The sequence below is a fragment of the Massilia cellulosiltytica genome (assembly GCF_047325105.1).
GTDB classification, from domain to species: domain Bacteria; phylum Pseudomonadota; class Gammaproteobacteria; order Burkholderiales; family Burkholderiaceae_D; genus Telluria; species Telluria orientalis.
Genome location: NZ_CP168562.1, coordinates 6,189,591 through 6,212,003, shown reverse-complemented (window position 1 = coordinate 6,212,003; position 22,413 = coordinate 6,189,591). Strand labels below are relative to the sequence as shown.

The following is a 22,413-nucleotide window of genomic DNA, read 5'->3' as shown; positions in this document are numbered from 1 at the left end:
GATGGATACGACCTTACAAGACTTCGCCGACCGGATCGGCCATGCCACCGCCACCAGGTCCCCGCTGCGCATCCGCGGCGGCGGCAGCAAGGACTGGTACGGGCAGGACGTGCAGGGCACGGTGCTCGACACGACGCCGTATCGCGGCATCACCGACTACGAGCCGACCGAACTCGTGATCACGGCCCGCTGCGGCACGCCGCTGGCCGAGATCGAGGCGCACCTGGCGCGGCACGGCCAGATGCTCGCGTTCGAGCCGCCGCACTTCGGTCCCGACGCGACGATCGGCGGCACCGTGGCCGCCGGGCTGTCCGGGCCGCGCCGCCAGGCCGCCGGCGCCGTGCGCGATTTCGTGCTCGGGGCCGTGCTGGTGGACGGGAAGGGAGAGACGCTGCACTTCGGCGGCAAGGTGATGAAGAACGTGGCGGGCTACGACGTGTCGCGCCTGCTGGCCGGATCGCTGGGCGTGTTCGGCCTGATCGCCGAGGTGTCGCTGAAGGTGCTGCCGCAGCCCGTCGCCGAATGCACGGTGCGGCTGCCCATGAACGAGGACGAGGCGCTGCGCCGGCTGAACGAATGGGGCGGCCAGCCGTTGCCCGTCTCGGCCTCCAGCTGGCACGACGGCGTGCTGGCGGTGCGCCTGTCGGGCGCGCGGTCGGCCGTCGATGCGGCGCGCAAGCGCATCGGTGGCGAGCTGCTGGACGATGCCGACGGCTGGTGGCGCGCGCTGCGCGAGCATGACGGCGCGTTCTTCGCGGACGCCGGCAGCCTGTGGCGCCTGTCCCTGCCGACGGTTGCGCCGCCGCTGTCTCTGCCCGGCACCCAATTGATCGAATGGGGCGGCGCGCAGCGCTGGCTCCGGACGGATGCCGATGCGGCCACCGTGCGCGCGGCCGCGGGCCAGGCCGGCGGCCACGCGACGCTGTTCCGCGGCGGCGACCGTCAAGCGGGGGTGTTCCAGCCGCTGGCGCCCGCCGTCCTCGCGATCCACCGCCAACTCAAGAATGTGTTCGACCCGGCCGGGGTGTTCAACCGCGGCCGCATGTACAAGGATTTCTAGCCGTGCAAACCAATCTCGCCGATTTCATCCGGGGCACGCGCGACGGCGACGAGGCCGACGCGATCCTGCGCAAATGCGTGCATTGCGGCTTCTGTACCGCCACGTGCCCGACCTATCAACTGTCCGGCGACGAGCTGGAAGGCCCGCGCGGCCGCATCTACCTGATCAAGCAGGTGCTCGAAGGCCGGCCCGCCACCGATAAGACCCAGGCGCACCTGGACCATTGCCTCACGTGCCGCAACTGCGAATCGACCTGTCCGTCCGGCGTGCAGTACGGACGGCTGGCCGACATCGGCCGGCGCATCGTCGAACAGCAGGTCGCGCGGCCCGCGCGCCAGCGCATGCTGCGCACGCTGCTGAAGGAGACCCTGCCGCGCCGCTGGCTGTTCACGCCGGCGCTGAAGGCGGGGCAGGCGGTGCGGCCGCTGCTGCCGCAGGCATTGAAGGACAAGGTGCCGGCGCGGCAAAGCGCGGGCGTGTGGCCGCGCACCGAGCACGCGCACAAGATGCTGTTCCTGGAAGGCTGCGTGCAGCCGGCGATGTCGCCGAACATCAATGCGGCGACGGCGCGCGTGTTCGATGCCGTCGGCGTGCAGATCGTCGCGGCCAACCGGGCCGGCTGCTGCGGCGCCATCCGCTGGCACATGAACGATGCGGACGGCGGCCGCGCCGACATGCGCCGCAATATCGACGCGTGGTGGCCGTACCTGGAGCAGGGGATAACGACCATCCTGATCAACGCGTCCGGCTGCGGCGCGATGATCAAGGAATACGGTCATGCGCTGGCCGACGACCCGGCCTATGCGGCGAAGGCGGCGCGCGTCTCGGCCGCGGCGAAGGACGTCAGCGAAGTGCTGCCGGAGTTCGAGGCCAGGTTGCGGGCGAAGCTGCGCACACAGGAGACCGGAGAGCGCGTTGCGTATCACCCGCCGTGCACGCTGCAGCACGGCCAGAAGATCCGCGGCAAGGTCGAGGACCTGCTGCGCGCGGCCGGCGTCGACGTGCGGCTGTGCGCGGACAGCCACCTGTGCTGCGGCTCGGCCGGCACGTATTCGGTGCTGCACAAGGAGGTGTCGCTGCGCCTGCGCGACGACAAGCTGGCGCGGCTGGAAGCGACGGCACCGGAGCGCATCGTGTCCGCCAACATCGGTTGTATCACGCACCTGCAGTCGGGGACGGACGTGCCGGTGGAGCACTGGGTGGAACTGCTCGACCGCGCGCTGCAATAAGGAAAAAGTGGCCGGAAATCAAGCCTTGCAATGCTGGACTCGAGGTCTATACTGACAGCCTGCTCTGTTTGCAGGAGGCATTCCATGCAGTGTATCCAGTACGCCGCCGGCCACAAGAACCCGCCATCGGCACCGCCGGCGATTCCACCGATCATCATCAACCCGTTCAAGAGCCAGATCCCCTCGCCGGCGATCGACCCGCGCAGCACGCCACCCGGCCCACCCATCGTGCCGCCCCGCGGCCCCGACCTGCGCATCATCTAGCGGTACGGAAGCGGCGCTTGTCCAGTGCGCCGTGAACGCCTATGATCTTGCTTCTGGGCGCATGCCCGCACGACCGAGAAAGCAAGAATGAACGACGACATCCCAGACCACGACGATGATGCTCCCGTGCAGGAGCCCCGTCTGTGGCAGGGCAACGGCTGGACCGCACGCGTCATCAAGAACGAAGACGACGACGGCTGGGCCGTGGCCATGTACAAGGACGGCGAATCCGAGCCGGCCCTCGTCGGCCCCTGGACCATGGGCCGCGACAAGAAAAACCCGAAGCCGCTCGATACGCCGGCGTTCCACACGCTCGTCAAGACGGCGTCCGAAGTGATCCGCCGCCACGAGCAGCAGTTGCACGCGCAATTGCACAAGAGCACCGTCGTCTCGACCGCCGACGGGGAACTGAAAGTGACCCTGGACATCGTCCCGGACGAGGACAATCCGTATGCGCTGCTGAGCGCGTTCGACGAGATGGGCGAGCGCGTGGCGCAGGTGCGCGTGCGTCCCGATTTCAAGTTGTCGCCGTCGTCCGCGTCCACCTGGGTCGAGAACGAGTTTCGCGCGCCCCGGTAAGGCATTTTCGCGACACAACCCCCGCAGAGACGGCCTGAACTGATAAGATTTCCCGAGCGTAACTTTTTGTTCGATAAGGGGAATCGATGGAAGACCGCCTCGCCCGCCTGGAAACGGTCCAGGCCATGCTGCTGGGCATCGGGCACCTGTCCGCCAGCTGTACCGACGTCACCGAGTTCATCGGCGCCGTGCACCGCGCGCTGGGCCGCATCATGTATGCGGAGAACTTCTACGTCACGTTGGCCGAGCGGGAAGACGACACGGTCCGGTTCGTCTATTTCGTCGACTCGCGCGACGCGGGGCCGGGCCCCGACGAGCGCGTGACGCTCGCGTCGCCCGACGAATCGCCGACGGCGTGGGTCATGCTCAACAAGCAACCCCTCGTGGTGACGGGCGAGGAAATGCGGGCGCGCGAGAATGGCGGCGTCTGGGGCACGGGCAGCATCGCCGAGCACTGGATGGGTTGCCCGCTGCTCGACCAGCAGCACGAGGTCGTGGGCGCCATCGTCATCCAGAGCTACCTGCCCGAGTACACGTACAGCGAGGAAGACCAGGCGCTGTTCGCGCTGATCGCCAACCACGTGTCGAACGCGCTGCAGGGCCTGCAGAGCATGGACCGCCTCGAGCGCGCCGTGCAGGAGCGCACGCGCGCGCTGGCGCGCGAGGTGGCCGAGCGCCGCCGCGCGGAACAGGTGCAGCATGCGCTGTACCAGATCGCGGACCTGTCGGCCTCCGCCATCGAGACCGACGTGCTGGCGGCCAGCCTGCACGCCATCATCGGCGAACTGATGATGGCGAAGAACTTCATCATCGCGCTCACGCATCCGGACACGGGCGAGATCAGCATCCCGTATTTTGCCGACGAAAAGGACGACGTGCCGCCGCAGCAGCGCTTCCCGTTCGGGATGGGCATGGTGTCGTACGTGCTGCAGACGAAGCAGGCGCAGCTCCACGACGCCGGCAGCTTCGCGCGCCTGCACGCGGCGGGCAAGGTGAAGCACCCGCTGGGGAACACGGACATCGCGAGCTGGATCGGCGCGCCGATGCTCGTCAACGACAAGGCGTACGGCGTGCTGGTCGTGCAGAGCTATGACCCGACCATCGTCTACACGAAGGCGGACCTGGACCTGATGGCCTTCATCTCCAGCCACGTGGCGGTGGCGATCGCGCGCATGCAGGCCGACCGCGCCATCCGCAAGGCCAAGGAGCGCCTGGAACAGCAGAACGCCGCGCTCGAACAGGCGCTGCACCAGTTGCAGGAAGCGCAGACGGAACTGGTGCGCAAGGAAAAGCTCGCGTCGCTGGGCCAGATGGTGGCCGGCGTCGCGCACGAGATCAACACGCCGCTGGGCATCTGCGTGACGGCCACGAGCCACCTCGTGCAGGAACTCAAGCTCACGCGCGAGGAGCTGGCGGCGGGGGCGATGACCCAGGACAGCCTGGAGGCGTTCTTCGACATCGTCGACCAGTCCCTGCGCATCATGACCACCAACACGCAGCGCGCCGCGGCCCTCGTGCGCAGTTTCAAGCAGGTTGCGGTGGACCAGTCTTCGGACGACGTCCGCACGTTCAATCTCGGCACGTATTTGAACGAGGTGCTGCTGTCGCTGCAGCCGAAGCTGAAGGGCCGGCCGCTGGAAGTCGCGGTCGACTGCCCGAAAGACCTGATGCTGGAGAGTTTTCCGGGCGCGGTGTCGCAGATCGTCACCAACATGGTCGTCAACTCGCTGATGCACGGTTTCGAGCGCGACCAGCCCGGCCACATCACGCTCCACGCGGCGCTCGACGGCGACCACGTCGTGTTCGACTACGCCGACGACGGCGTGGGCATGGATGCGGAGACGCTGGCCAAGCTGTTCGACCCGTTCTTCACGACGAAGCGCGGCAGCGGCGGCAGCGGCCTCGGTGGCCACATCCTGTACAACCTCGCAACGAACGTGCTGCAAGGCTCGCTGCGCGTGGAGAGCAGCCCGGGGCAGGGCCTGCGCTACCACCTGCGCTTTCCGCGCAAGACCGCCCGGCCCGAGCTGAAGGTCGCCTGATCAGGTCAAACTGTCGGCGATGGCCGCGCACACGCGGTCCACGTCGGCTTCGTTCATCCCGCAGTGCAGGGGGATCGTGACGGTCTCCCGGCCGATCCGCTCCGCGTTCGGGAACTGGCCCGCGCGCCAGCCGAGGCTGCGGCCGAGCGTCGTCAGGTGCGACGGTTCGTACGACAGACCCGTCGCGATCTCCCGTTCGCGCAGCGCGGCGCGGAAGCGTTGCCGCGTCGTCCCGAGCGCTTCGTACGGCAGCAGCACGCAGAACATGTTCCAGCTCTGGCCCGGCACGCCGCGCGGCGGCAGCACGGCGCCGTCGATGGCCGGGAACACGTCGAAATAGCGCTCGGCCAGGCGCTGGCGCTGCGCCAGGAAGGCGGGCAGTTGCGCGAGCTGGGCGAGGCCGATCGCGGCCGACACGTCCGACATGTTGTACTTGCCGCTGGCGACCGCGACGTCGCGCGTGTCGTCCGCCAGGCGCTCGATGCCGTGGAAGCGCAGCACCTCGATGCGCCTGGCCGTCGCGTCGTCGGGCACGACGATGGCGCCGCCCTCGATCGTCGTCATGTTTTTATTCGGGTGGAACGAGAACGTGGCGATGTCGCCGAAGCTGCCGATGGGCTGGCCCTTCCACGTCGAGCCCTGCACGAGGGCCGCATCCTCGATCACCCGCAGGCCGTGGCGCCGCGCCAGCGTGTACAGCGCGTCCATGTCGCCCAGGGCGCCGGGGAAGTGCGTGGGCACGATCGCCTTCGTGCGCGGCGTGATGGCGGCTGCCACCTGGTCGAGGTCGATCGCGCGCGTGACGAGGTCGCAGTCGACGAACACGGGCCGGGCGCCGACCTTGACGATCATGTTCATCGTCGAGAAGAAGCTTTGCGTGGACGTGATCACCTCGTCGCCGGGCTTGACGCCGCACGCCAGCAGCGCCAGTTCCATCGCCCCCGTGGCCGACGTCAGCGTGCGCGTGGGACGGCCGCCAAAGGTCCCGGACAGCGCGCGCTCGAATGCCAGGACGCGCGGGCCGCTGGCGATCCAGCCGCTTTTCATCGTGTCGGTCACGGCGGCGAGGGTGGCGTCGTCGAGCGCCGGTTGGGAAAAGTTCAGCAGGGCCATGGGCGTCCTTCGGGTGCGTTGTCGGACGGATATTCTAGTCTGCGCGGCGGGGCGCCGTCATGGGTAGCCCAGGTCCAGGCCGAGCACCCTGGCAAGGGCGAAGGTGACGACCCCCAGGCCCACGAGGATCACCACGAAGAGTACGGCCACCTTGGCGCTTGCGCGTAGCACCGCGCGACTCTCCTGGGCCTTTCCCTTCTTTCCCTGGTCGTAGTGCCACTTTATGGCGAAGAACATCCCCGTGGCCAGCACGAGAAACTTGAATACAACGAAGACTACAGGGATCCATTCCATGATTTTTGTGTTTGAACCATCGTCGAATACCCACATACTACGCAAAAGCAATCTCCATACATCGAGACAAAATGTCCCAGTTGAAATCCATACAAGATGACGATTTGCCCATCTGGTTGCCGCGCCTGGCCGTGCATGGCGGGCCGCGTTTCCTGCAGATTGCGGAGGCGTTGCAGGCGGCGGTGGCCGACGGATCGCTGAAACCGGGCGACCGGCTGCCTCCGCAGCGCCGGCTGGCGGCACAGCTGGACGTCGACCTGACGACGGTCACGCGCGCCTATGACGAAGCCAGGCGCCGCAACCTGCTGGAGGGCCGCGGCGCCCGCGGCACGTATGTCGCGGCGCCGAAAGTCGAATTGACGGCGATCCTCGACCTGAGCATGAACACCCCGCCGCCGCCGGACGGCGTGGACTTCGACGACATGTTGAAACAGGGTCTGTCGCAAGTGCTGATGCGGTCCGATAACGCAGCGCTGATGAATTACCACCTGGGCGGGGGCAGCGACTCCGACCGCAAGGCCGGCGCCGCGTGGCTCGCACCGATGTTCGGCCAGCCGGATGCGCGCCAGGTCGTCGTCTGTCCGGGTGCGCAAGCCGCGATCGCCGCGCTGATCCTTGCGCTGACGGCGCCCGGCGATGTCATCCTGGCGGAGCCGACGACGTATCCCGGCCTGCTCGCCGCGGCCACCCAGTTCGGCCGGCAGGTCATTGCGGTGGAAGCGGACAGGCACGGGATGGTCCCGGAGATGCTCGAGGAAGCGTGCCGCCGGCACAAGCCCGGGCTGGTGTACCTCAATCCGACCTTGCAGAACCCGACCGCCGTCACCATGCCGGAACGCCGGCGCAAGGCGCTCGCCGGGATCGCGCAGCGCTGCCAGGCAAGCATCGTCGAGGACGATCCCTACTGGCGCCTTGCCGCGGCCCCGCCGCCGCCCGTCGCCACGTTTGCGCCGGACCAGGTGGTCTACATCTCGACCCTGTCGAAATGCCTGACGCCCGGCTTGCGGGTCGCCTTCGTGCTTGTACGCGACCCGCACGTACGCGAACGGTTCCTGGCCGCGCTCAGGTCATTCGCGCTGATGGTCGCGCCGCTGACGGCCGCGCTGGCCACGCAGTGGATCCTCGACGGTTCGGCGGACCGGTTGATGGAAGGCGTCCGCAACGAGGCGCGCCTGCGCCACCGGATGGCCCGGGATATCCTGGCGGGGCGGTACAGCGGGGCCGGGGACGGCCTGCATGTCTGGCTCGAGTTGCCGGCGTACTGGACCGCCTCGCAACTTGCGCGCGCTGCCGACCGCGAGGGCATCGCTGTCACGCCGGCGGAGGCGTTCGCGACCGGTGGCGGGTCCGCGAATGCCATCCGGATCTCCCTGGGCAGCATCAAGGACCGCGGACGCTTGCAGGCCGGGCTTCAACGGCTCTCACACCTGCTTGCGCGGCGGCCCGAGCCGTTCGGCGCTGCCGTGGTGTGACGTCTAGCCGGCGAACGTCGCGACGGCCGCTGGCCGCACCGGTGCCGGCCCGGTGTCGGCTACGGGTTTGTCGAACTCGAATCCGCCGGCTTCGCTGACTTCCCACGTCCCGTCGCCCATCAGCTTCAGCACGTGCGTGTGGTGACGCAGCACGGCTTCGCGGTGGGCGATGCTCACGAGGGTCGCGCCGCTGGCGCGCAGGCGCGCGTACAGCGCGGTTTCATTGGCGCTGTCGAGCGCGCTTGTCGCCTCGTCCAGGATGACGATCCGCGGCGCGTGCACCAGCACGCGGCCGAAGGCGAGACGCTGCTGCTCGCCGACCGACAGCAGCTTGCCCCAGTCGTGCACGGCGTCCAGGCCGCCCACACGGTCGGCCAGTGCGGGCAGGTGCACCTGTTGCAGGATGTCGAGCAGCTGCTCGTCGCCCAGGTCGCGGTGCACGCTGGGATAGATGAGCTGGCTGCGCAGGGTGCCGGGCTGCAGATACGGCTGCTGCGGCAGGAAGAACACGTCTTCCAGCGGCGGATGCTGGATCGTGCCGCTGCCCGTGTGCCACAGCCCGGCGATCGCGCGCAGCAGCGAGCTCTTGCCGCAGCCGCTGGCGCCGGTGATCAACAGCGCGTCGCCGGGCTTCAGCACGAGGCTCAGTTCCTTGATGAGGACGCGGTCCGACTGCGGCGGATGCAAGGTCACGGCTTCCAGCGCGAAGTGCGTGCCGGGCCGCATCGCGATGCGCGGCTGCCGATCGGCGGCGGCAGGCTGCGCACCGGGCAGCACGAGGTCGGACAGGGCTTGCAGGCGGCCGATGCCCGCCACGAAACGGCTGAGGCTCTCGAAGTTGTCGACGATGACGCCCACTGCGCCGAGCACGGCCGTAAAGGCGCCGGCGGCGCGCGTCGCGGCGCCCACTTCCAGCTCGCCCGACAGCACGCCGCCGGCCAGCAGCACGTAGGGCAGCACCACGGTGAGCTGGCTGAACGTGCGCTGGAAGAAATTCAGCGCGCGCTGTTTCCTGATCAGCCGCGCAAAGTTGCGAATGACCTTGTCGAAGCGGCTGTCGATGTGCGTGCGCTCCTGCGCTTCGCCCCGGTAGAACGCGATCGACTCGGCGTTTTCGCGCAGGCGCATCAGGCTGAAGCGGAAGTCGGCCTCGCGCCGCAACTGCCAGAAATTCAGCTGGATCAGCGGACTGCCGAAGAAGTACAGGGCGACGATATTGCCCATCACCGCATAGGCCACGAGCACGGCGACGAGCAGGTGCGAGATCGACCACAGCACGGTGCTGAACGCGACCAGTTGCATGAGCGAGCCGAGGAAGATCAGCAGGAAATTGATCGACCGGCCCGTGAACGTGTTGATGTCCTCGCTGATGCGCTGGTCCGGATTGTCGATCTCGTTGCCGGCGCCCAGCGCGTAGTATTTGCGGTCCTGCAGGTAGCCGTCGAGGAAGCGGCCGGTGAGCCAGCGCCGCCACTGGTTCGCGAACACGTCGCGCATGTAGTAATAAAAGGCGTAGGTCGGCACCGCGAACGCGAGGATGAACAGACAGGCGCGCACCGCGGTCCAGAAGCGGTCGGCCTCCTTGCCGGCCAGTGCGGACGTCAATTCTCCGGTCTGGTTGTTCAGCATGACCGCGAGCTTGGTATCGACCAGCATCAGCACGATCAACAGCAGCAGCAGGGTCCAGGCCCTGCCTTTCTCATCGCCCAGCCAGTAGGGCCTGGCGACGTTGACGAAGTGCTTCCACGCGGCGAGCGACAGGGGGGCGGGCTTGGGCTGGGTCGGACCTTCGTCCGGAACGTGCGTGGTCATGATCGGTCTCTGCGGAAGTATTTACCGCCAGACTACGGCCGCGCACCGGATCGTTCAGTGCGGAAACGGACATTAGGCCTTCACGAACAACTCGTCGAATCCCGTGGCCGGATCGAATTCGCGGCGGAAGCGGTGGCGCGGCAGCAGCGCCACCAGCACCTCGGCCGTCGTGCGCACGATGCAGCCGGGGCCGAGGTGGCCGCCGATGACGCGGCCGCCGTCGTCCGCCACGCTCGCGTGCAGGTGCGGGCCGTCCGGCGACAACGATCCGCCCAGCGTGAGGATTTCCAGGTCGCCGCGCAGTTCCGTGAATTCCGGCCGGCCCGCGAAGCGCAACCGGGCGACCGACAGGCTGCCGATGCCTTGCAGGACGAACGCGGCGTCCACATGGTGTTCCGCCACGAGGGCGTCGAGCACGGCGCGCAGGTCCTGGCCGGCGCCGATCCGTAGGGGCAGAGTCTGCATGGTGGTCTCCTTGATGCGGTCCATTCTACGCCAGCCTGGCTGCAACCAATAGTTTCCATGTGGAAATTGCAATACGAGTGGAAACGTCCAGTTTGCATTGCAAAAAAAAGAATGGTTATTGCAATTTTTGAATATTAATTTCTCAGTAAATACGGTTATGATTTCAAGGTTTCCTGAAGAGAACCGCGCAGATAAGCGGAGATTACACAAAGATGTCAACCAAGTTCATGATCGCGGCCGCGCTGGCCGTCACAATGTCCGGCTGCGCCGCGCTGTCGCCGGTAACCGGAAATCACTACACGAGCCGCGACGGCAAGCTGGATATCCAGGGCGCGCTGATCGACTGCTCCGGCGTGCGCATCTTCGTCAACGGCGACAAGGTCATCGACGACCACGTATCGCTGTTGCACGGCGACGGCAAGTTCGACGGCACCTGGCAGGGCAAGCAGGTCAGCGCCGACTGCAGCACGGCACCGGGCCGTACGGCGGGCGCGACCAGGTGCACGGTCGCCGTGGCCGGCGAGCACGTCACGCTGACGCTGTAAAGGTTCAGCGGTTGCCGGAGAGGTTGGCCAGCAATTCGACCAGCTGGTCGATCTCGTAGGGTTTGGCGAGGACCTGCACGCCCGGGATGACGGCGCGCTGGTCGGTGTAGCCCGTGGCGAGGACGACCGGCAGGCCGGGACGGCGCTCGTGCAGGATGCCGGCCAGGTCGATGCCGCTGACCTTGCCGGGCATGACGATGTCGGAAAACACGACGTCGGCGTCGAGGCCGGCATCGAGCATGGCGAGCGCCTTGTCGCCGTCCGCCGCCACCATCACGTCGAAGCCGCAGTCTTCCAGGCCGCGCACGACCGCTTCGCGCACGAACGGATCGTCTTCGACGAACAGCACGCGCCCGCTGCCGTGCCCCGGCGCCTGGCCGTCGGTGCGCGCCGCCGTGGCCGACAGCGGTTGCAGCGAGCGCGGCAGGTAGATTTCGATGGTGGTGCCGGCGCCGACCGTGCTCGCCAGGGTCAGCCAGCCGCGCGACTGCGTGGCGAATGCGTAGGCCTGGGGCAGCCCGAGGCCGGAGCCCTGGCCCGGCGGTTTCGTCGTGAAGAACGGGTCGAGCGCGCGCGCCTGCACGTCGGGTGGCATGCCGATGCCCGTGTCCGTCACGCTCACGCACACGTAGTCGCCGCCCGTGCGTTCCATGGTCGGTTCGAGGATGCAGTTGCGCACGTCGACGGCGAGCCGGCCGCCGTCCGGCATGGCGTCGCGCGCATTGATCGCCAGGTTCAACAGGGCAAGGTCGAATTGCACGGGGTCGACGGTGACGGGCCACAGGTCGTCCCCGCAATGCACTTCCATGCGCGTGCCCTGGCGCAGCACGCCGCGCAGCAGCTGGACGGAGCCGCGCACCTGCTCGCCCGGGTCGACCGTCAGCAAACGCGCATCCTGCACGCGGCCGAACGACCCCAGGCGGGTGGTCAGCGCGGTGGCGCGGCTGACGGTGCGCTTGCACGTGTCGATCAGGCTCAGCACCTTGGGCTGGTTCGCCGTCAGGGACGCGAGCTGCAGCGCGGTCGTCAGCGTCTGCAGCAGGTTGTTGAATTCGTGCGCGATGCCGCCCGTGAGGCGGCCGAGGGCTTCCAGCTTCTGGCCGCGCACGAGGGCGCTCTGGGCGCGCTCGCTGGCCGCCACGGCTTCGGCCACGCGCTGCTCCAGGACGGCTTGCGCGGTCAGGATCTGGCGGCTCGCGTCGGCCATGCGCTGCGCCACGGCGTCGATCTCGACGATGCCCTGCGGTCGGTAGTGCACTTCGCGGCCGGCGCCCAGGTCCGCGGCGCTGCGGCCCAGGTATTCGATCGGGATGGCGGCGCGGCGCGCGAACCAGCGCGCGGCCACCGACGCCAGCACGAGCATGACGGCCATGATGGCCGCCAGGAAGGCCGCCGCATGCAGCGGCACGCGGCGCAGGTCTTCCGTCGGAATGCTGACGAGGACTTTCCAGTTCGACGAGGGCACGGTGCTGAAGAAGGCCTGCACGGGAATGCCGGCCAGGTTCCTGTTCGAGAACACGCCTTCGCGGTGGGCGGTGAACTGGGCCAGCGCCACCTCGCTGACCGAGCGGCCCCGGTACTGGTCCGGGTCGATCGAGCGCGCGATCAGCCGGCCGGTGCGGTCGACGATGGCGGCCTGCCAGTCGGGCGGGAAGCGCTGTTCACCCAGCAGCGCCTGCAGCTGGGCGGCGTTCATGCTCATGGCGAGGAAGTAGCGCAAGGTGCCGTCCACGTGCACCGGCACCTGGATGGCGACCGCATGGCGCTGGCTGATCGAGGAGACGAACAGGTCGGAGACGAGGGTGCGGTCGGCGCCGTCCCGTTGCATCAGCGCGTCGAGGTTCGACGCGCGGCCGGGCGGCACCGGCGCGCCCGGCGCGACCCGCGTGTTGAGCAGTTGGTGGCCGTCCCGGTCGAGCAGCAGGATCGCCGTCTCGCCGCGCGGCGCCACCGAATGGGCGTGTTGATAGAAGGTGTCGAGATCGCCGCGGGCCAGCGCGGGGGAATTCGCCAGCGTGCGCAGGATGCCTTCCCTGATCTCCAGTTCGTTGTCGACGAGGAGGGTGAAGGCGCGCACGGCTTCCTTGACGCTCGTTTCCTGCGCGCGCCGCTCTTCCTGATAGACATACCAGACGGCCAGTACCGCCGCGAGGAGGGCGGGCACCAGGATGGCCAGGATCAGGAGCAGCAGTCGGGTTCGGATACGCATGGGCCGGATGGCAGTCGGGACAGTATTGCCTCGAAGCTCTGCATACTACCTGACTCCGCCGGGATTGTCCCAGCGATGACATCGATTTCAGTCCGGCCAGCGCGCGTTGATCTCGGCGGCCTTGTCGAGGTTCTTGATGAGGATGTCGACGTAGTGCGGATCGAGGTGCTGGCCCGCCACGTCGCGCAGGTAGTCGCGCACCTGGTCGATCGGCCACGCCTTCTTGTACACGCGCTCGTGCGTGAGGGCGTCGAACACGTCGGCCACGGCCACGATGCGGGCATACGGGTGGATGTCCTCGCCCTTCAGTCCCTGCGGATAACCGCTGCCGTCCCATTTCTCGTGGTGCTGGTGGGCGATCACGGCGGCCGCCTTCAGGATCGGGCGCTGCGAGCCGTCGAGGATCTGCAGGCCGATGGTCGGGTGCTGCTTCATGATGTCCCATTCCTCGGGCGTGAGGCGTCCCGGTTTCAACAGGACGGCGTCCGGCGTCGCGATCTTGCCCACGTCGTGCATCGGCGCCGCATGCATCAGCACGGCCGTCTCGTCGTCGGACATGCCCGATTCCTGGGCCAGCAGGTGACACACCTGGGCCATGCGGCGTACGTGGTTGCCGGCTTCGTTGGAACGCGATTCGACGACGTCGCCCAGGCGCAGGATCAGCTCGGCCTGGGTATCGGTGATCTCCTGGTTCAGCAGGATGTTGTCGAAGGCGATGGCGACGCCCGAGCAAAAGACGTCGAGCAATTGAACATCGATCTCGTCGATTTCTTCCACGCCCTTGAGCACGAGCAGGGACGCCTTGCCGCTGCTGTTCGGGAAGTAGCCGACATAGGTGTCGCCATGCAGCTTGGAGATGCGGTTGTGGCGTGCCTCGTCCAGCTGGGCGATCAGTTCCGGGCCGATGTCCTGGTCGCCGACGTCGCCGATGCGCGCGAGGATCTCGTACTGGCTCTCGCCCGTGATCACGCTGGCGCCGGCCACGCGCAGCAGCATGCTCTGCTCCAGGCGCAGCAGGGCGACGACCTGTTGCAGCAGGCCGCTGGCGAAATCTTTCAAATTGCGCTGCCTGAACAGATGCGTGGACGCGGAGATCACGCGCTCCAGGCCTTCGCGGTAATTCTGCTGGACGCGGCGGGCGTCTTCCACCTTCATGATGTCGCGGTAGGCGCGCAGGGCGGCGAACGTCGTCGTGAACAGCTTGGTGCGGTCGAGCTCCGTCTTTTCCTTGTAGTCGTTGATGTCGTAGTCGACGATCACGCGTTCCTCGGGCGCCTGGCCCGGCTGGCCGGTGCGCAGCACGATGCGGGTGAACTGGTTGTCCAGCTCCTGGCGCAGCCAGCGCGCCACTTCCAGGCCGCTGTCCTCGCGCTCCATGACGACGTCGAGGAACACCAGCGCGATGTCCTTTTCGCGCGCCAGGATGGCCTTGGCCTCGGCGCCGCTGTAGGCGTGCAGGAACGACAGGCTGCGGCCGTCGAGGCGGAAGCGGGAGAGCGTCAGCTTGGTGATGTCATGGATGTCCGGTTCGTCGTCGACGAGCAGTACTTTCCATGGTGCTAGCTTCGGCGCGGCGGATGACAGGAAGGACATTTGACGATCTCACGAGGTTTTTGAGGTAAGGCAGCACGGTCCGAAATAATTGTAGTATGAGCAGTGATCATTAACAACAAGAAATATTAATGACGCACTGCAAAAAGTCACAATGTCGCAACGTGTCGGTTCCCTATCGTTTCCGCCTTATTCATGCAGCTTTTGGCAGCGCTCGCACCAGAAGCTGCGGCGGTTCGTCTTGCCCAGGTTCGCTTTGTGGAAGGGGATATGGCAGCGGGGGCAGGTTTTCTGGTTGTGCGCGAGCCAATGTTTCTTGAGCGTGAACGCTTTTTTCCACTCGAGGAAGTCGAAGCTGTACTGGCGCGCTTCCTGCACGAGGGCACGCAGCTTGGCCGGCGGCAGCGCGCCGACCCTGGACCGCGGATCGATCCGGATGCGGAACAGCACCTCGTTCTTGATGATGTTGCCGACGCCGGCGAAGATGTCCTGGTCGAGCAGGGCGTCACAGGCGAGCGTGTCCGGCGCTGCACGGAGCTTCTTGCGCGCCTTGGCCGGATCCCATGCATCCGACATGACGTCCGCGGCCCAGTCGTAGTACGCGTCGATGTCGCAGTCGATCTCCTTGACCGAGCAGGCGTAGAAGTTGAGCTCGCCGCCGTCCGCGAAGCCGAGCGACAGGCGCGGCGGCTTGTCGCGCCGCTCGTTCACGCGGTACGTGCCGAACAGGAGAAAATGGATGCGCACGACCATCGTCGGCATCTGGATGAGGAAATGCTTGCCCCACGTCCGCAGCGCGACGACGGGCTGGCCGATGAGGCGCGTCGTGTCGATGGCCCAGGTATTGCCCTCGGCACGCACGATTTCCTGGCCCACGAACGGGGCCGTCTGCTCTTTCAAGATGACCAGCGACGGGCCTTCCGGCATGATGCTTCCTCGCTTGCGTTGTCCCGTTCGGGATTGTGCTGTGCAAGAGCCCGGGACACTTGTGCGCGGACTAACATTTCGATACAAACTAAGACGAATCGATAACGGACCCGGCATGGAAACCGGCGTATAAGAATGAGGTATAAACGGTTGTATTGGATGACGACGAAAGGAAGAACATCATGAAAGCGTTCATGAAAACGATGGCCCTGGCGGGCCTGCTGGCGCTGGCAGCGGGCAGTGCGTCGGCCGCGGTCAACGTCACGTGGGTGCACCCCGAGAATTTCCACGACCTGCCGTTCCCGGGCTGGGAACGCAAGGAAATGCTGGACCAGATCACCGACCACTTCGTGAAGCTGGGCGCGAACCTGCCGCCGGGCGAGAACCTGCGCATCGAGATCACGGATTTCGACCCGGCCGGCCGCCTCATTCCGAGTGCCCGGCTGGGCCGCGACCTGCGCGTGATGACCGGCCGCGCGGACTGGCCGCGCATGGAGCTGAACTATGCGATCGAGCAGAACGGCCAGGTGATCAAGAGCGGCCAGTCGCAGCTGCAGGACATGAATTACCAGCAGACGTTCAGCCACTACTTCGATTCGGAGCCGTATCGCTACGAGAAGCAGATGATCGACGACTGGTTCGACAAGACCATCGCGCCGATCCAGAAGAAACGGCGCTGATTCACTGTCACTTGTCGGGGCGGCCGATCCTGTCGCGCCAGCGGCCGCCCGCTTCGCGCACCGTGTAATCGGCCGGCACGGTGAACAGGGCGGCCGCCGGTTCCTCGCGCTTGATGTTCTCGAGCCGGAACACGACGTCGCCGCTGCGCGGGTCGCTGTGTTTCGTGTAGACCGTCACCTGCAGGTCGGGCGCCGTCCACGTCTCGTCCGCGACGACGATCGCATTGCGGTTGCCGATCGCGCCGGCCGGGATCTCGTAGCTGCGCAGCTTGCCCTCGGCCTTGATGCCGCCGAAGTCGCGCGTGCCCAGGTCCTTCGTCGCCGCCTTCGTCGACCATTTGACGTCGGCGAACGCGCCGTTCATCAGCGGCGCCACCTGCATCTGCATGTCGCGCAGCGCCGTGCCGTTCTCCGCCAGCGCCCGCGACACCTGGATGCGCACGTCGCGCTGGATGCGTTGCCGTTCGGCGTCGTCGATCCCTTGCACGCGTTTCACGATGATGTCCTGGCTGCCGGCGGGCAGCGTGCCGTCCTTGCGCATCTGGTCGACTTTCGCCCGCGCCGCATCGGCCGCGGCGCGCGCCGTTGCGCCCGGATTGATCCTGACGGCCGTGCGGTTCTGCGGGTGCAGGATCAGGTTCGTGCCGCTCACCGGATCGTTGATCGTGACGGTGACGACGTCGCCCTTGTCGTCGCGGATTTCCTGGCGGGTGCGGCCGGCGCTGTCGCGGTACGTCATGGTGGTGCGGCGCGTGGCGATCTGGTTGCCGTCGGCCAGCGCCTGCGCGAACTCCGTCACCATCTGCGCACTGTAGGGCGCGGTCTTGACGATGTTCGAGCGCATCACGGCGGCGCCGGTACGCGCGTCGAAATGCATGCTATCGAAGTGGAACGCCACGGCGCCGTCGGACGCGCGGCCCTGGGTATCCTCGGCCAGCGCCGGGGCGAACAGGCCGGCCAGCAGGGCGGCGATCACAACATGTTTGGTAGTCATGGCATCCTCTTTCGTTATTGAATGGCACTCAGGCGCAGGGCAAGCGGCTGGCCGTCGGCCGCGACGAGCATCTCGGCCCGGACGGAATCGCCCGCGTTTTCCGGCGTCAGCGGCACGCCCAGCGCGGCCAGGCTCGTGCGCGGCACATCGGTGGCGACCATGCGCGGCGCCGGTTCCGCGGCGATGCGCTCGGCCGAATCCAGTGCGATGAACACGCCGTTGCCGTCGAGCGCGACGAGCGCGCCGGCGCGGCCGTCCTCGACCGGGTGCGGCGCCCGCACGGCGAACGCCAGCACGAGCGCCCCTGCCACGACGCCCCCGGCCAGCGCGGCGGGACGCACGGCCAGCCTGTGATACCAGCGGCGCTTCGGCGGGTGCAGCTTCGCGAACGCCTGCAGCAATTCCTTCTCGACGCCGCGCGGGGCGTCCAGCCGGCCCACCTCGGCGCGCAGGGCGTCGAACAGGGGATCGCGGTCGGTCGTGTTTCGAATGTCCATGATGACTATCCTTTCATGCTGCGCCGGCCGTGGCGCGCCAGCCGGCCAGGCGCTTCGCGAGCGCCGCCCGGCCGCGCGACAGGCGCGAACGCACGGTGCCGATGTCGACCTGGCAGATGTCGGCAATCTCGGCGTACGACAGGTCGTGCATCTCGTACAGGATGACGGCGTCGCGGTAGTGCGGGGCCAGCAGCGCCAGCGCGCGCCGCACTTCCTCGGCGGCCTCGTTGTCCAGCAGGCGCGCCAGCGGACAGGCCGCGTCGTCCGGCAGCTCGTCGTCGCCGTCGTCGCCGCCGTCCAGCACCACGTGGCGCTGGTGTGCCGTCTCGTTTTTCAGGATCAGGTTGCGCGCCACGCCGAACAGGAAGTGCTGCAACTGTCCGCGCAGCGGATCGAAGCGGAACCGATCCGTCAGCAGGCCCATGAACGTTTCCTGGACCACGTCGGCGGCCGTGTCCGCCGAGCCGCAGCGCAGCAGCGCGAAGCGGTACAGCGGACCCTGGTGGCGCCGGTACAAGGCCGCGAAGGCGTCGGCGGCGCCGCTGCGCGTCTGGCGCAGCAGGTCGGTGTCAGTGGTTGGTGTGGTCATGGGTCATTGTCTTTACCCATATTCCAGCGGGAGGGGAAGAAAGTTCCAGCTATTTCGCGCGCGTTCAGTCGATCCAGTTCACCCGGTCGAACTTGCCGCGGAAGTCTTCCGGCATGGCGACGACCTGGCTCGTCTTGTAGTTGAAGAAAACGAAGCCCTGCTTGGCCATCGCGACGAGGGTCTTGTCCTTGGGACGGGTGACCCGGAAGATGACATCGCCGCCATACTTGTTGAAGTCCATGACGCCCACTTCGAACAGCAGCTGGTCGCGCGCATGCGCTTCGGCGCGGTAGGTCGTCGCGAGGTCCGTCACGATGATGCCCGTGCCGTCGCCCTCCGTTTCCGAGACGCCGTATTCGAACAGGAAGCGGGCCCGTGCCTCGGAGATCATCGAGATCATCGAGTCGTTGCCCAGGTGGTTGCCGGCATTGATGTCGGTGACGCGCACCGTCAGCAAGGTCGTGTAGTAGTACTGGTCTTCGGGGAAGGTGAGTATCAGTCGTGCCATGTGTGCATATTACCCGGTTCGGGTAGCGTGTCCGGTTGAAGAAATTCGACGAGCGTCAACGCGTCAAACGATAGATCAGCAATGCCGCGCGCACGGCACCCCGTTCGATCGAGCCCACGTCCAGGTCTTCGTTCGGCGAGTGGGCGCCGTTGCCGCTCGCGCCGAGGCCGTCGAGGCTGTCGAGGAGCGGCGCCACGAACTGGATGTCGCCCGCGCCGCGCGCTTCCGCCGGCAAGGGCGCGATCGTCCCAAGCCCGGCATCCTGGCTGGCGCGCGAATACAGGTCCAGCACTTTCAGGTTGCCGGGTGTCACGGCCATCGGCGGATAGGAATCGTGGAACGCGATGGTGGCGCTGGTGCCGGGCAGGTTCTGCGCGACAATGTCGCGCATGCGTGCTTGCGCGCGGTCGCGTTGCGGGTAGTCCAGGTAGCGCAGGTCGGCCTTCACGGTGGCCGTGTTGGCGATCACGTTGGTCTTGCCGAATGCGGTGCCGCGCGAGGTGGCCTCGTCGAACGCGACCTCGGTGCCGCCCAGGATCAAGCCCGGATTGAACGTGAGGCCCGGCTCGATCACCTGCTGGCGGAAGGCGTCCAGGATGCGCGCCGTCTCGTACACGGCGCCATAGCCGTTGGCGCCGAACACGGCCATCGAATGGCCCTGGCGCGCCTTGACCTCCAGCTCCCACGTGGCCGTCGCGCGCCGGCCCACGGTGGCGGTCGCCTGGCCATTCTTGTCGGGGATGCTGCCCTCGAAGCTGAGGGCGACGTCGCTGCGCTTGGCGAGCTCCACCATGTCGCCGCGCGACACGCTTTTCGGATTCCCCGCTTCTTCCTCGTCGCCCGTGAACATGACGGCGATACGCGTGCCGTCGAGGGCGCCCACGCGGTGCAGCGCGCGCAAGGCTTCGATGACGATCACGTCGCCACCCTTCATGTCGGACACGCCCTGGCCGCGGACCTTGTCGCCATCGCGCTTCCACATGGGCACGTCGGAACCGGGCTCGAACACGGTGTCGAGGTGGCCGAGCAGCAGCAGGCGCTTGCCGCGGTTGCCGTCGCGCGTGGCGACGAGGTGGCCGGCGCGGCGCATCCCGGGCGGCAGCTCGATCCAGCGCGTGGTAAAGCCGAGGGCGTCGAACTGCTTGCGGAACAAGGCGCCCACGTCGCGCACGCCGCGGGTATTCATCGTGCCGCTGTTGATGAGGACGCTCTGCTCGAGCAGGGCGAGCGCTTGCGGCGCATGCGCCTTGATCTCCGCGACGATTTTTTGCTCGGTCGGGTCGAGCCCGTCGGCCCGCGCCGTTTGTAAGTACGCCAGTGCTGTCAGCGCCAGCAGCGCCCCGCTGATCCTGCGCATCGTCATCTTTCTCAAAACAATGATGCTCAACTGTACACCGATTCAGACCACTTGCGCGTCCAGACGCTGGTTGCTGACCTGCACGGTCTGTGAATGGATCAGGCCGTCGACCACTTCGTAGATCGCCACGAGGTCGACCTTGCCCGGGCCTTCCGGGAACGTGCGGCTGACGACTTCGTGGTCGATGACGATGTTGCCCATCACGGCGCGTTGCAACAGGTGCGCGTGCAGGTCCGGTTCGTCGAAGCGGGTGGCGAAGCGCGGGCGCATCTCCGCGTGGCCTGTCGCGAGCAGGGTGGCCGGCAGCGCGTACTGGCGGGCGGCCGGGGCGTAGGTGGCGAGCAGCGCGTCGAGGTCGCGGGCGTTGTAGGCGTCGAGCTGGCGCTGGACGACGGCTTCGGGGGAGGTGGGCAAGGTAGGCATGGCAGGGAGGATTCTGCCATGGAATCCGCTTCAGGGTTTCGGGTCGGTCGGGTAGGGCGGGCGCTTGCGCATCTTGCGCACGATGCCGTCACGGCCCAGCAGCAGCACCAGTTCCGTGTGCCCGCCCGCCGTCGGGGCGGTGTACAACCACGTCTCCATGCCGGAATCGAAGACGACCGTCTTCGTCGGCCCGAACGCGGCCAGCAGCTCGGCCCGCGTCGTGTGGCCGGGGACGACGAGCTGGTCGAAGCGGGACTCGGCCACGCTCGTGCCGGGTTCCGGTGCGCGCGTGGCGCAGCCGGACAACAAGATCGCCGCCAGCACGAGGCGCAGTGTCATGGCGCATCCTCCATGGTCTCGAAGCTGACGAGCGTGTCGTCCGGCCAGCTGCGGTCCCAGATCGGCGCATAGTACGTGCGGTCGAGCAGCACCTGGCAGTCGCAGAACGGCAGCATGTCGCGCGTCTGCTCGCCGCCCGCGTACAGGAAGCGGAACGGCAGGATTTCCGTGCGCTCGCCCGCGCGCAGGGTCACGGCGAACACGGGACGCTCGTTAAAGAAGAGGAAATTGCCGTCGGGACTGTTGCACACCTGTTCGGGACTTGTGAGAGCGTTCGAGATCCAGCCGAACAGCGGCGAGCTGTTCGACACGAGCCCGGCTTCCATGCCGACGAGACACTCCAGGCGCAAGTCGCCCAGCCGGCGCGTGCCGGGCGGCAGGCCCGGCGTCATGACTTGCGCGCGCCACGTCATGCTCGTCGTCTTGCGGTTGGCGACGACGGCCGCGTCTTCCTGCAACGCCTGTTCGTTGCGCGGCAGCGTAAAACTGTTGTCGGGCGCGACGGGGACGGGCACCGCGATGTGGTCGCCGATGACGCGCAGCGTGATGCCGTGCATGTCCACGGTCGGCGAACGGGGCAGCAGGCGGAAGCGCAACGTGGCCTGCGGCGCCAGCGCATGCTCGCGCTGGAACCGTTCCATGCCGCGGATCATTTTCCGATACGACTTGTCGACCGGGTCGCGCGTGTACGTGACCGTGACGGTCTGGATACCTTGATCCGCCGGTGCCGTCTGCGCCGGGGCCGTGCCCCACAGCGCACCCAGCAGCAACGGCACCATCCGCGCGACGGCCCGGCGCATGGTCACCAGTACCGCACGCGGCCGACGTCCATGTGCACGAACTGCGAGTCGGGGTAATAGCCGACCCCGCCCGCCTTTTGCGCCATCGCGATCTTGTGCAGCTTGGCCAGGTCTTGGCCGGGAATGCGCACGTCGATCGCCTTGCCTTCCATGTGCAGGCTGTGCTTCGCCACGCCGCCCGTCTTTTCGTGCAGCATCTCGTTCGTTTCCGGCGAGCGATAACCCGAGATCACGTGTACGGTCGGGTGGTTGCCGTACTGGGCGCTGATGCGGTCCAGCAAGACGAGCAGTTTCGGATCGATGGCCGAGATCTTGTTGTTGCGGTGGTCGCGCAGCAGTTTATTGATGTCCTGCATCGCCTCGGGGATGAACTCGCCCTCGGCCCAGAAAATGGTGCGCAGGCTTTCGCCCGTGTGCGTGTTGTACAGGCGCACGATGCGCTCGTTCGGTGCGACAGGGGAGACGGGCGCATCCGGCAGGGTCTTGGCGCTGGTCCGGATGGCGGGGGCACCGAGTACCGATGCGAGGACGGCGGAACTTTTGAGGAAAGAGCGTCGCTGATTCATGAGCTTCTCCTTGCTGATTGCCAGCCTCAATGATACGCCCCATGCATGATTCTTGCAGCGGACCGTGTCCGGACTGCTTGTCAGTCCAGGACGACAAG

At 67.1% G+C, this 22,413-nt stretch carries 24 protein-coding genes; 8 read left to right on the top strand and 16 right to left on the bottom strand.

Annotated elements, in window-relative coordinates:
* Window position 1 precedes the first annotated feature (1 nt).
* From glcE to ACEN9H_RS27200, 5 genes are all read left to right on the top strand, one after another.
* Complete coding sequence (gene glcE / locus ACEN9H_RS27220; RefSeq protein ID WP_413672758.1) at window positions 2-1,060, top strand: glycolate oxidase subunit GlcE; 1,059 nt, start codon at window positions 2-4, stop codon at window positions 1,058-1,060.
* 2 nt (window positions 1,061-1,062) lie between these two features.
* Window positions 1,063-2,289: a glycolate oxidase subunit GlcF gene (gene glcF, locus ACEN9H_RS27215; RefSeq protein WP_413672757.1), complete on the top strand. Its 1,227-nt coding sequence runs from the start codon at window positions 1,063-1,065 to the stop codon at window positions 2,287-2,289.
* 84 nt (window positions 2,290-2,373) lie between these two features.
* Window positions 2,374-2,553, top strand: coding sequence for a hypothetical protein (locus ACEN9H_RS27210; protein WP_413338786.1), 180 nt, complete (start codon window positions 2,374-2,376; stop codon window positions 2,551-2,553).
* 87 nt (window positions 2,554-2,640) lie between these two features.
* Window positions 2,641-3,132, top strand: coding sequence for a hypothetical protein (locus tag ACEN9H_RS27205; RefSeq protein ID WP_056126817.1), 492 nt, complete (start codon window positions 2,641-2,643; stop codon window positions 3,130-3,132).
* Between the two features lie 86 nt (window positions 3,133-3,218).
* Window positions 3,219-5,174, top strand: coding sequence for a GAF domain-containing protein (locus tag ACEN9H_RS27200; protein WP_413672756.1), 1,956 nt, complete (start codon window positions 3,219-3,221; stop codon window positions 5,172-5,174).
* Here the strand turns inward: ACEN9H_RS27200 and ACEN9H_RS27195 are convergent, their stop codons facing one another.
* Together ACEN9H_RS27195 and ACEN9H_RS27190 are read right to left on the bottom strand one after the other, a co-directional pair.
* A complete protein-coding gene (locus ACEN9H_RS27195) occupies window positions 5,175-6,287 on the bottom strand; it encodes a DegT/DnrJ/EryC1/StrS family aminotransferase (protein ID WP_413672755.1) in 1,113 nt (370 codons plus the stop codon). It lies immediately after the preceding gene.
* A gap of 57 nt (window positions 6,288-6,344) precedes the next feature.
* Window positions 6,345-6,581: a hypothetical protein gene (locus ACEN9H_RS27190; protein WP_371765089.1), complete on the bottom strand. Its 237-nt coding sequence runs from the start codon at window positions 6,579-6,581 to the stop codon at window positions 6,345-6,347.
* A 71-nt stretch (window positions 6,582-6,652) separates the two neighbouring features.
* Between ACEN9H_RS27190 and ACEN9H_RS27185 the strand changes: the two genes are divergently transcribed.
* Window positions 6,653-8,053, top strand: coding sequence for a PLP-dependent aminotransferase family protein (locus tag ACEN9H_RS27185; RefSeq protein WP_413672754.1), 1,401 nt, complete (start codon window positions 6,653-6,655; stop codon window positions 8,051-8,053).
* Between the two features lie 3 nt (window positions 8,054-8,056).
* On the opposite strand, the gene ACEN9H_RS27180 is transcribed toward ACEN9H_RS27185, so the two are convergent.
* Window positions 8,057-9,865: an ABC transporter ATP-binding protein/permease gene (locus ACEN9H_RS27180; RefSeq protein ID WP_413672753.1), complete on the bottom strand. Its 1,809-nt coding sequence runs from the start codon at window positions 9,863-9,865 to the stop codon at window positions 8,057-8,059.
* 72 nt (window positions 9,866-9,937) lie between these two features.
* The gene (locus tag ACEN9H_RS27175) at window positions 9,938-10,330 is read right to left on the bottom strand and encodes a PPC domain-containing DNA-binding protein (RefSeq protein ID WP_056126851.1); all 393 of its coding nucleotides are present in this window, start codon (window positions 10,328-10,330) and stop codon (window positions 9,938-9,940) included.
* Window positions 10,331-10,542: 212 nt separating this feature from the next.
* Here ACEN9H_RS27175 and ACEN9H_RS27170 point away from each other — a divergent pair, with 212 nt between their 5' ends.
* Complete coding sequence (locus ACEN9H_RS27170) at window positions 10,543-10,875, top strand: hypothetical protein (protein WP_413672752.1); 333 nt, start codon at window positions 10,543-10,545, stop codon at window positions 10,873-10,875.
* Window positions 10,876-10,879: 4 nt separating this feature from the next.
* Here ACEN9H_RS27170 and ACEN9H_RS27165 read toward each other — a convergent pair whose 3' ends face one another.
* From ACEN9H_RS27165 to ACEN9H_RS27155, 3 genes are all read right to left on the bottom strand, one after another.
* Complete coding sequence (locus ACEN9H_RS27165) at window positions 10,880-13,084, bottom strand: ATP-binding protein (RefSeq protein ID WP_413672751.1); 2,205 nt, start codon at window positions 13,082-13,084, stop codon at window positions 10,880-10,882.
* A gap of 87 nt (window positions 13,085-13,171) precedes the next feature.
* Window positions 13,172-14,677: an HD domain-containing phosphohydrolase gene (locus ACEN9H_RS27160; RefSeq protein ID WP_413672750.1), complete on the bottom strand. Its 1,506-nt coding sequence runs from the start codon at window positions 14,675-14,677 to the stop codon at window positions 13,172-13,174.
* A gap of 147 nt (window positions 14,678-14,824) precedes the next feature.
* Entirely contained in the window at window positions 14,825-15,562 is a 738-nt protein-coding gene (locus ACEN9H_RS27155; protein WP_371765083.1) for a DNA-formamidopyrimidine glycosylase family protein, read from the bottom strand.
* Between the two features lie 182 nt (window positions 15,563-15,744).
* Between ACEN9H_RS27155 and ACEN9H_RS27150 the strand changes: the two genes are divergently transcribed.
* On the top strand, window positions 15,745-16,242 hold the full coding sequence (locus ACEN9H_RS27150) for a DUF3016 domain-containing protein (RefSeq protein WP_413672749.1): 498 nt from the start codon (window positions 15,745-15,747) through the stop codon (window positions 16,240-16,242).
* A 7-nt stretch (window positions 16,243-16,249) separates the two neighbouring features.
* On the opposite strand, the gene ACEN9H_RS27145 is transcribed toward ACEN9H_RS27150, so the two are convergent.
* The 9 genes from ACEN9H_RS27145 to ACEN9H_RS27105 form a co-directional block, all read right to left on the bottom strand.
* A complete protein-coding gene (locus tag ACEN9H_RS27145) occupies window positions 16,250-17,236 on the bottom strand; it encodes a hypothetical protein (protein WP_413672748.1) in 987 nt (328 codons plus the stop codon).
* Between the two features lie 14 nt (window positions 17,237-17,250).
* Window positions 17,251-17,733, bottom strand: coding sequence for a hypothetical protein (locus ACEN9H_RS27140; protein ID WP_056126826.1), 483 nt, complete (start codon window positions 17,731-17,733; stop codon window positions 17,251-17,253).
* Window positions 17,734-17,746: 13 nt separating this feature from the next.
* Complete coding sequence (locus tag ACEN9H_RS27135; protein ID WP_371772036.1) at window positions 17,747-18,322, bottom strand: RNA polymerase sigma factor; 576 nt, start codon at window positions 18,320-18,322, stop codon at window positions 17,747-17,749.
* 64 nt (window positions 18,323-18,386) lie between these two features.
* Complete coding sequence (locus ACEN9H_RS27130; RefSeq protein ID WP_413672747.1) at window positions 18,387-18,830, bottom strand: thioesterase family protein; 444 nt, start codon at window positions 18,828-18,830, stop codon at window positions 18,387-18,389.
* Between the two features lie 55 nt (window positions 18,831-18,885).
* Window positions 18,886-20,193, bottom strand: coding sequence for a M20/M25/M40 family metallo-hydrolase (locus ACEN9H_RS27125; RefSeq protein ID WP_413672746.1), 1,308 nt, complete (start codon window positions 20,191-20,193; stop codon window positions 18,886-18,888).
* A gap of 36 nt (window positions 20,194-20,229) precedes the next feature.
* Window positions 20,230-20,610, bottom strand: a complete 381-nt coding sequence (locus ACEN9H_RS27120; RefSeq protein ID WP_413672745.1) for a nuclear transport factor 2 family protein — start codon at window positions 20,608-20,610, stop codon at window positions 20,230-20,232.
* A gap of 30 nt (window positions 20,611-20,640) precedes the next feature.
* A complete protein-coding gene (locus ACEN9H_RS27115) occupies window positions 20,641-20,949 on the bottom strand; it encodes a hypothetical protein (protein WP_413672744.1) in 309 nt (102 codons plus the stop codon).
* Window positions 20,946-21,749 carry a hypothetical protein gene (locus tag ACEN9H_RS27110; RefSeq protein WP_413672743.1) on the bottom strand — a complete coding sequence of 268 codons (804 nt, stop codon included), beginning with the start codon at window positions 21,747-21,749 and terminating at the stop codon, window positions 20,946-20,948. The genes ACEN9H_RS27115 and ACEN9H_RS27110 overlap by 4 nt, the downstream gene beginning before the upstream one ends.
* A 2-nt stretch (window positions 21,750-21,751) precedes the next feature.
* A complete protein-coding gene (locus ACEN9H_RS27105; RefSeq protein WP_056126832.1) occupies window positions 21,752-22,315 on the bottom strand; it encodes a DUF882 domain-containing protein in 564 nt (187 codons plus the stop codon).
* Window positions 22,316-22,413: the final 98 nt, after the last annotated feature.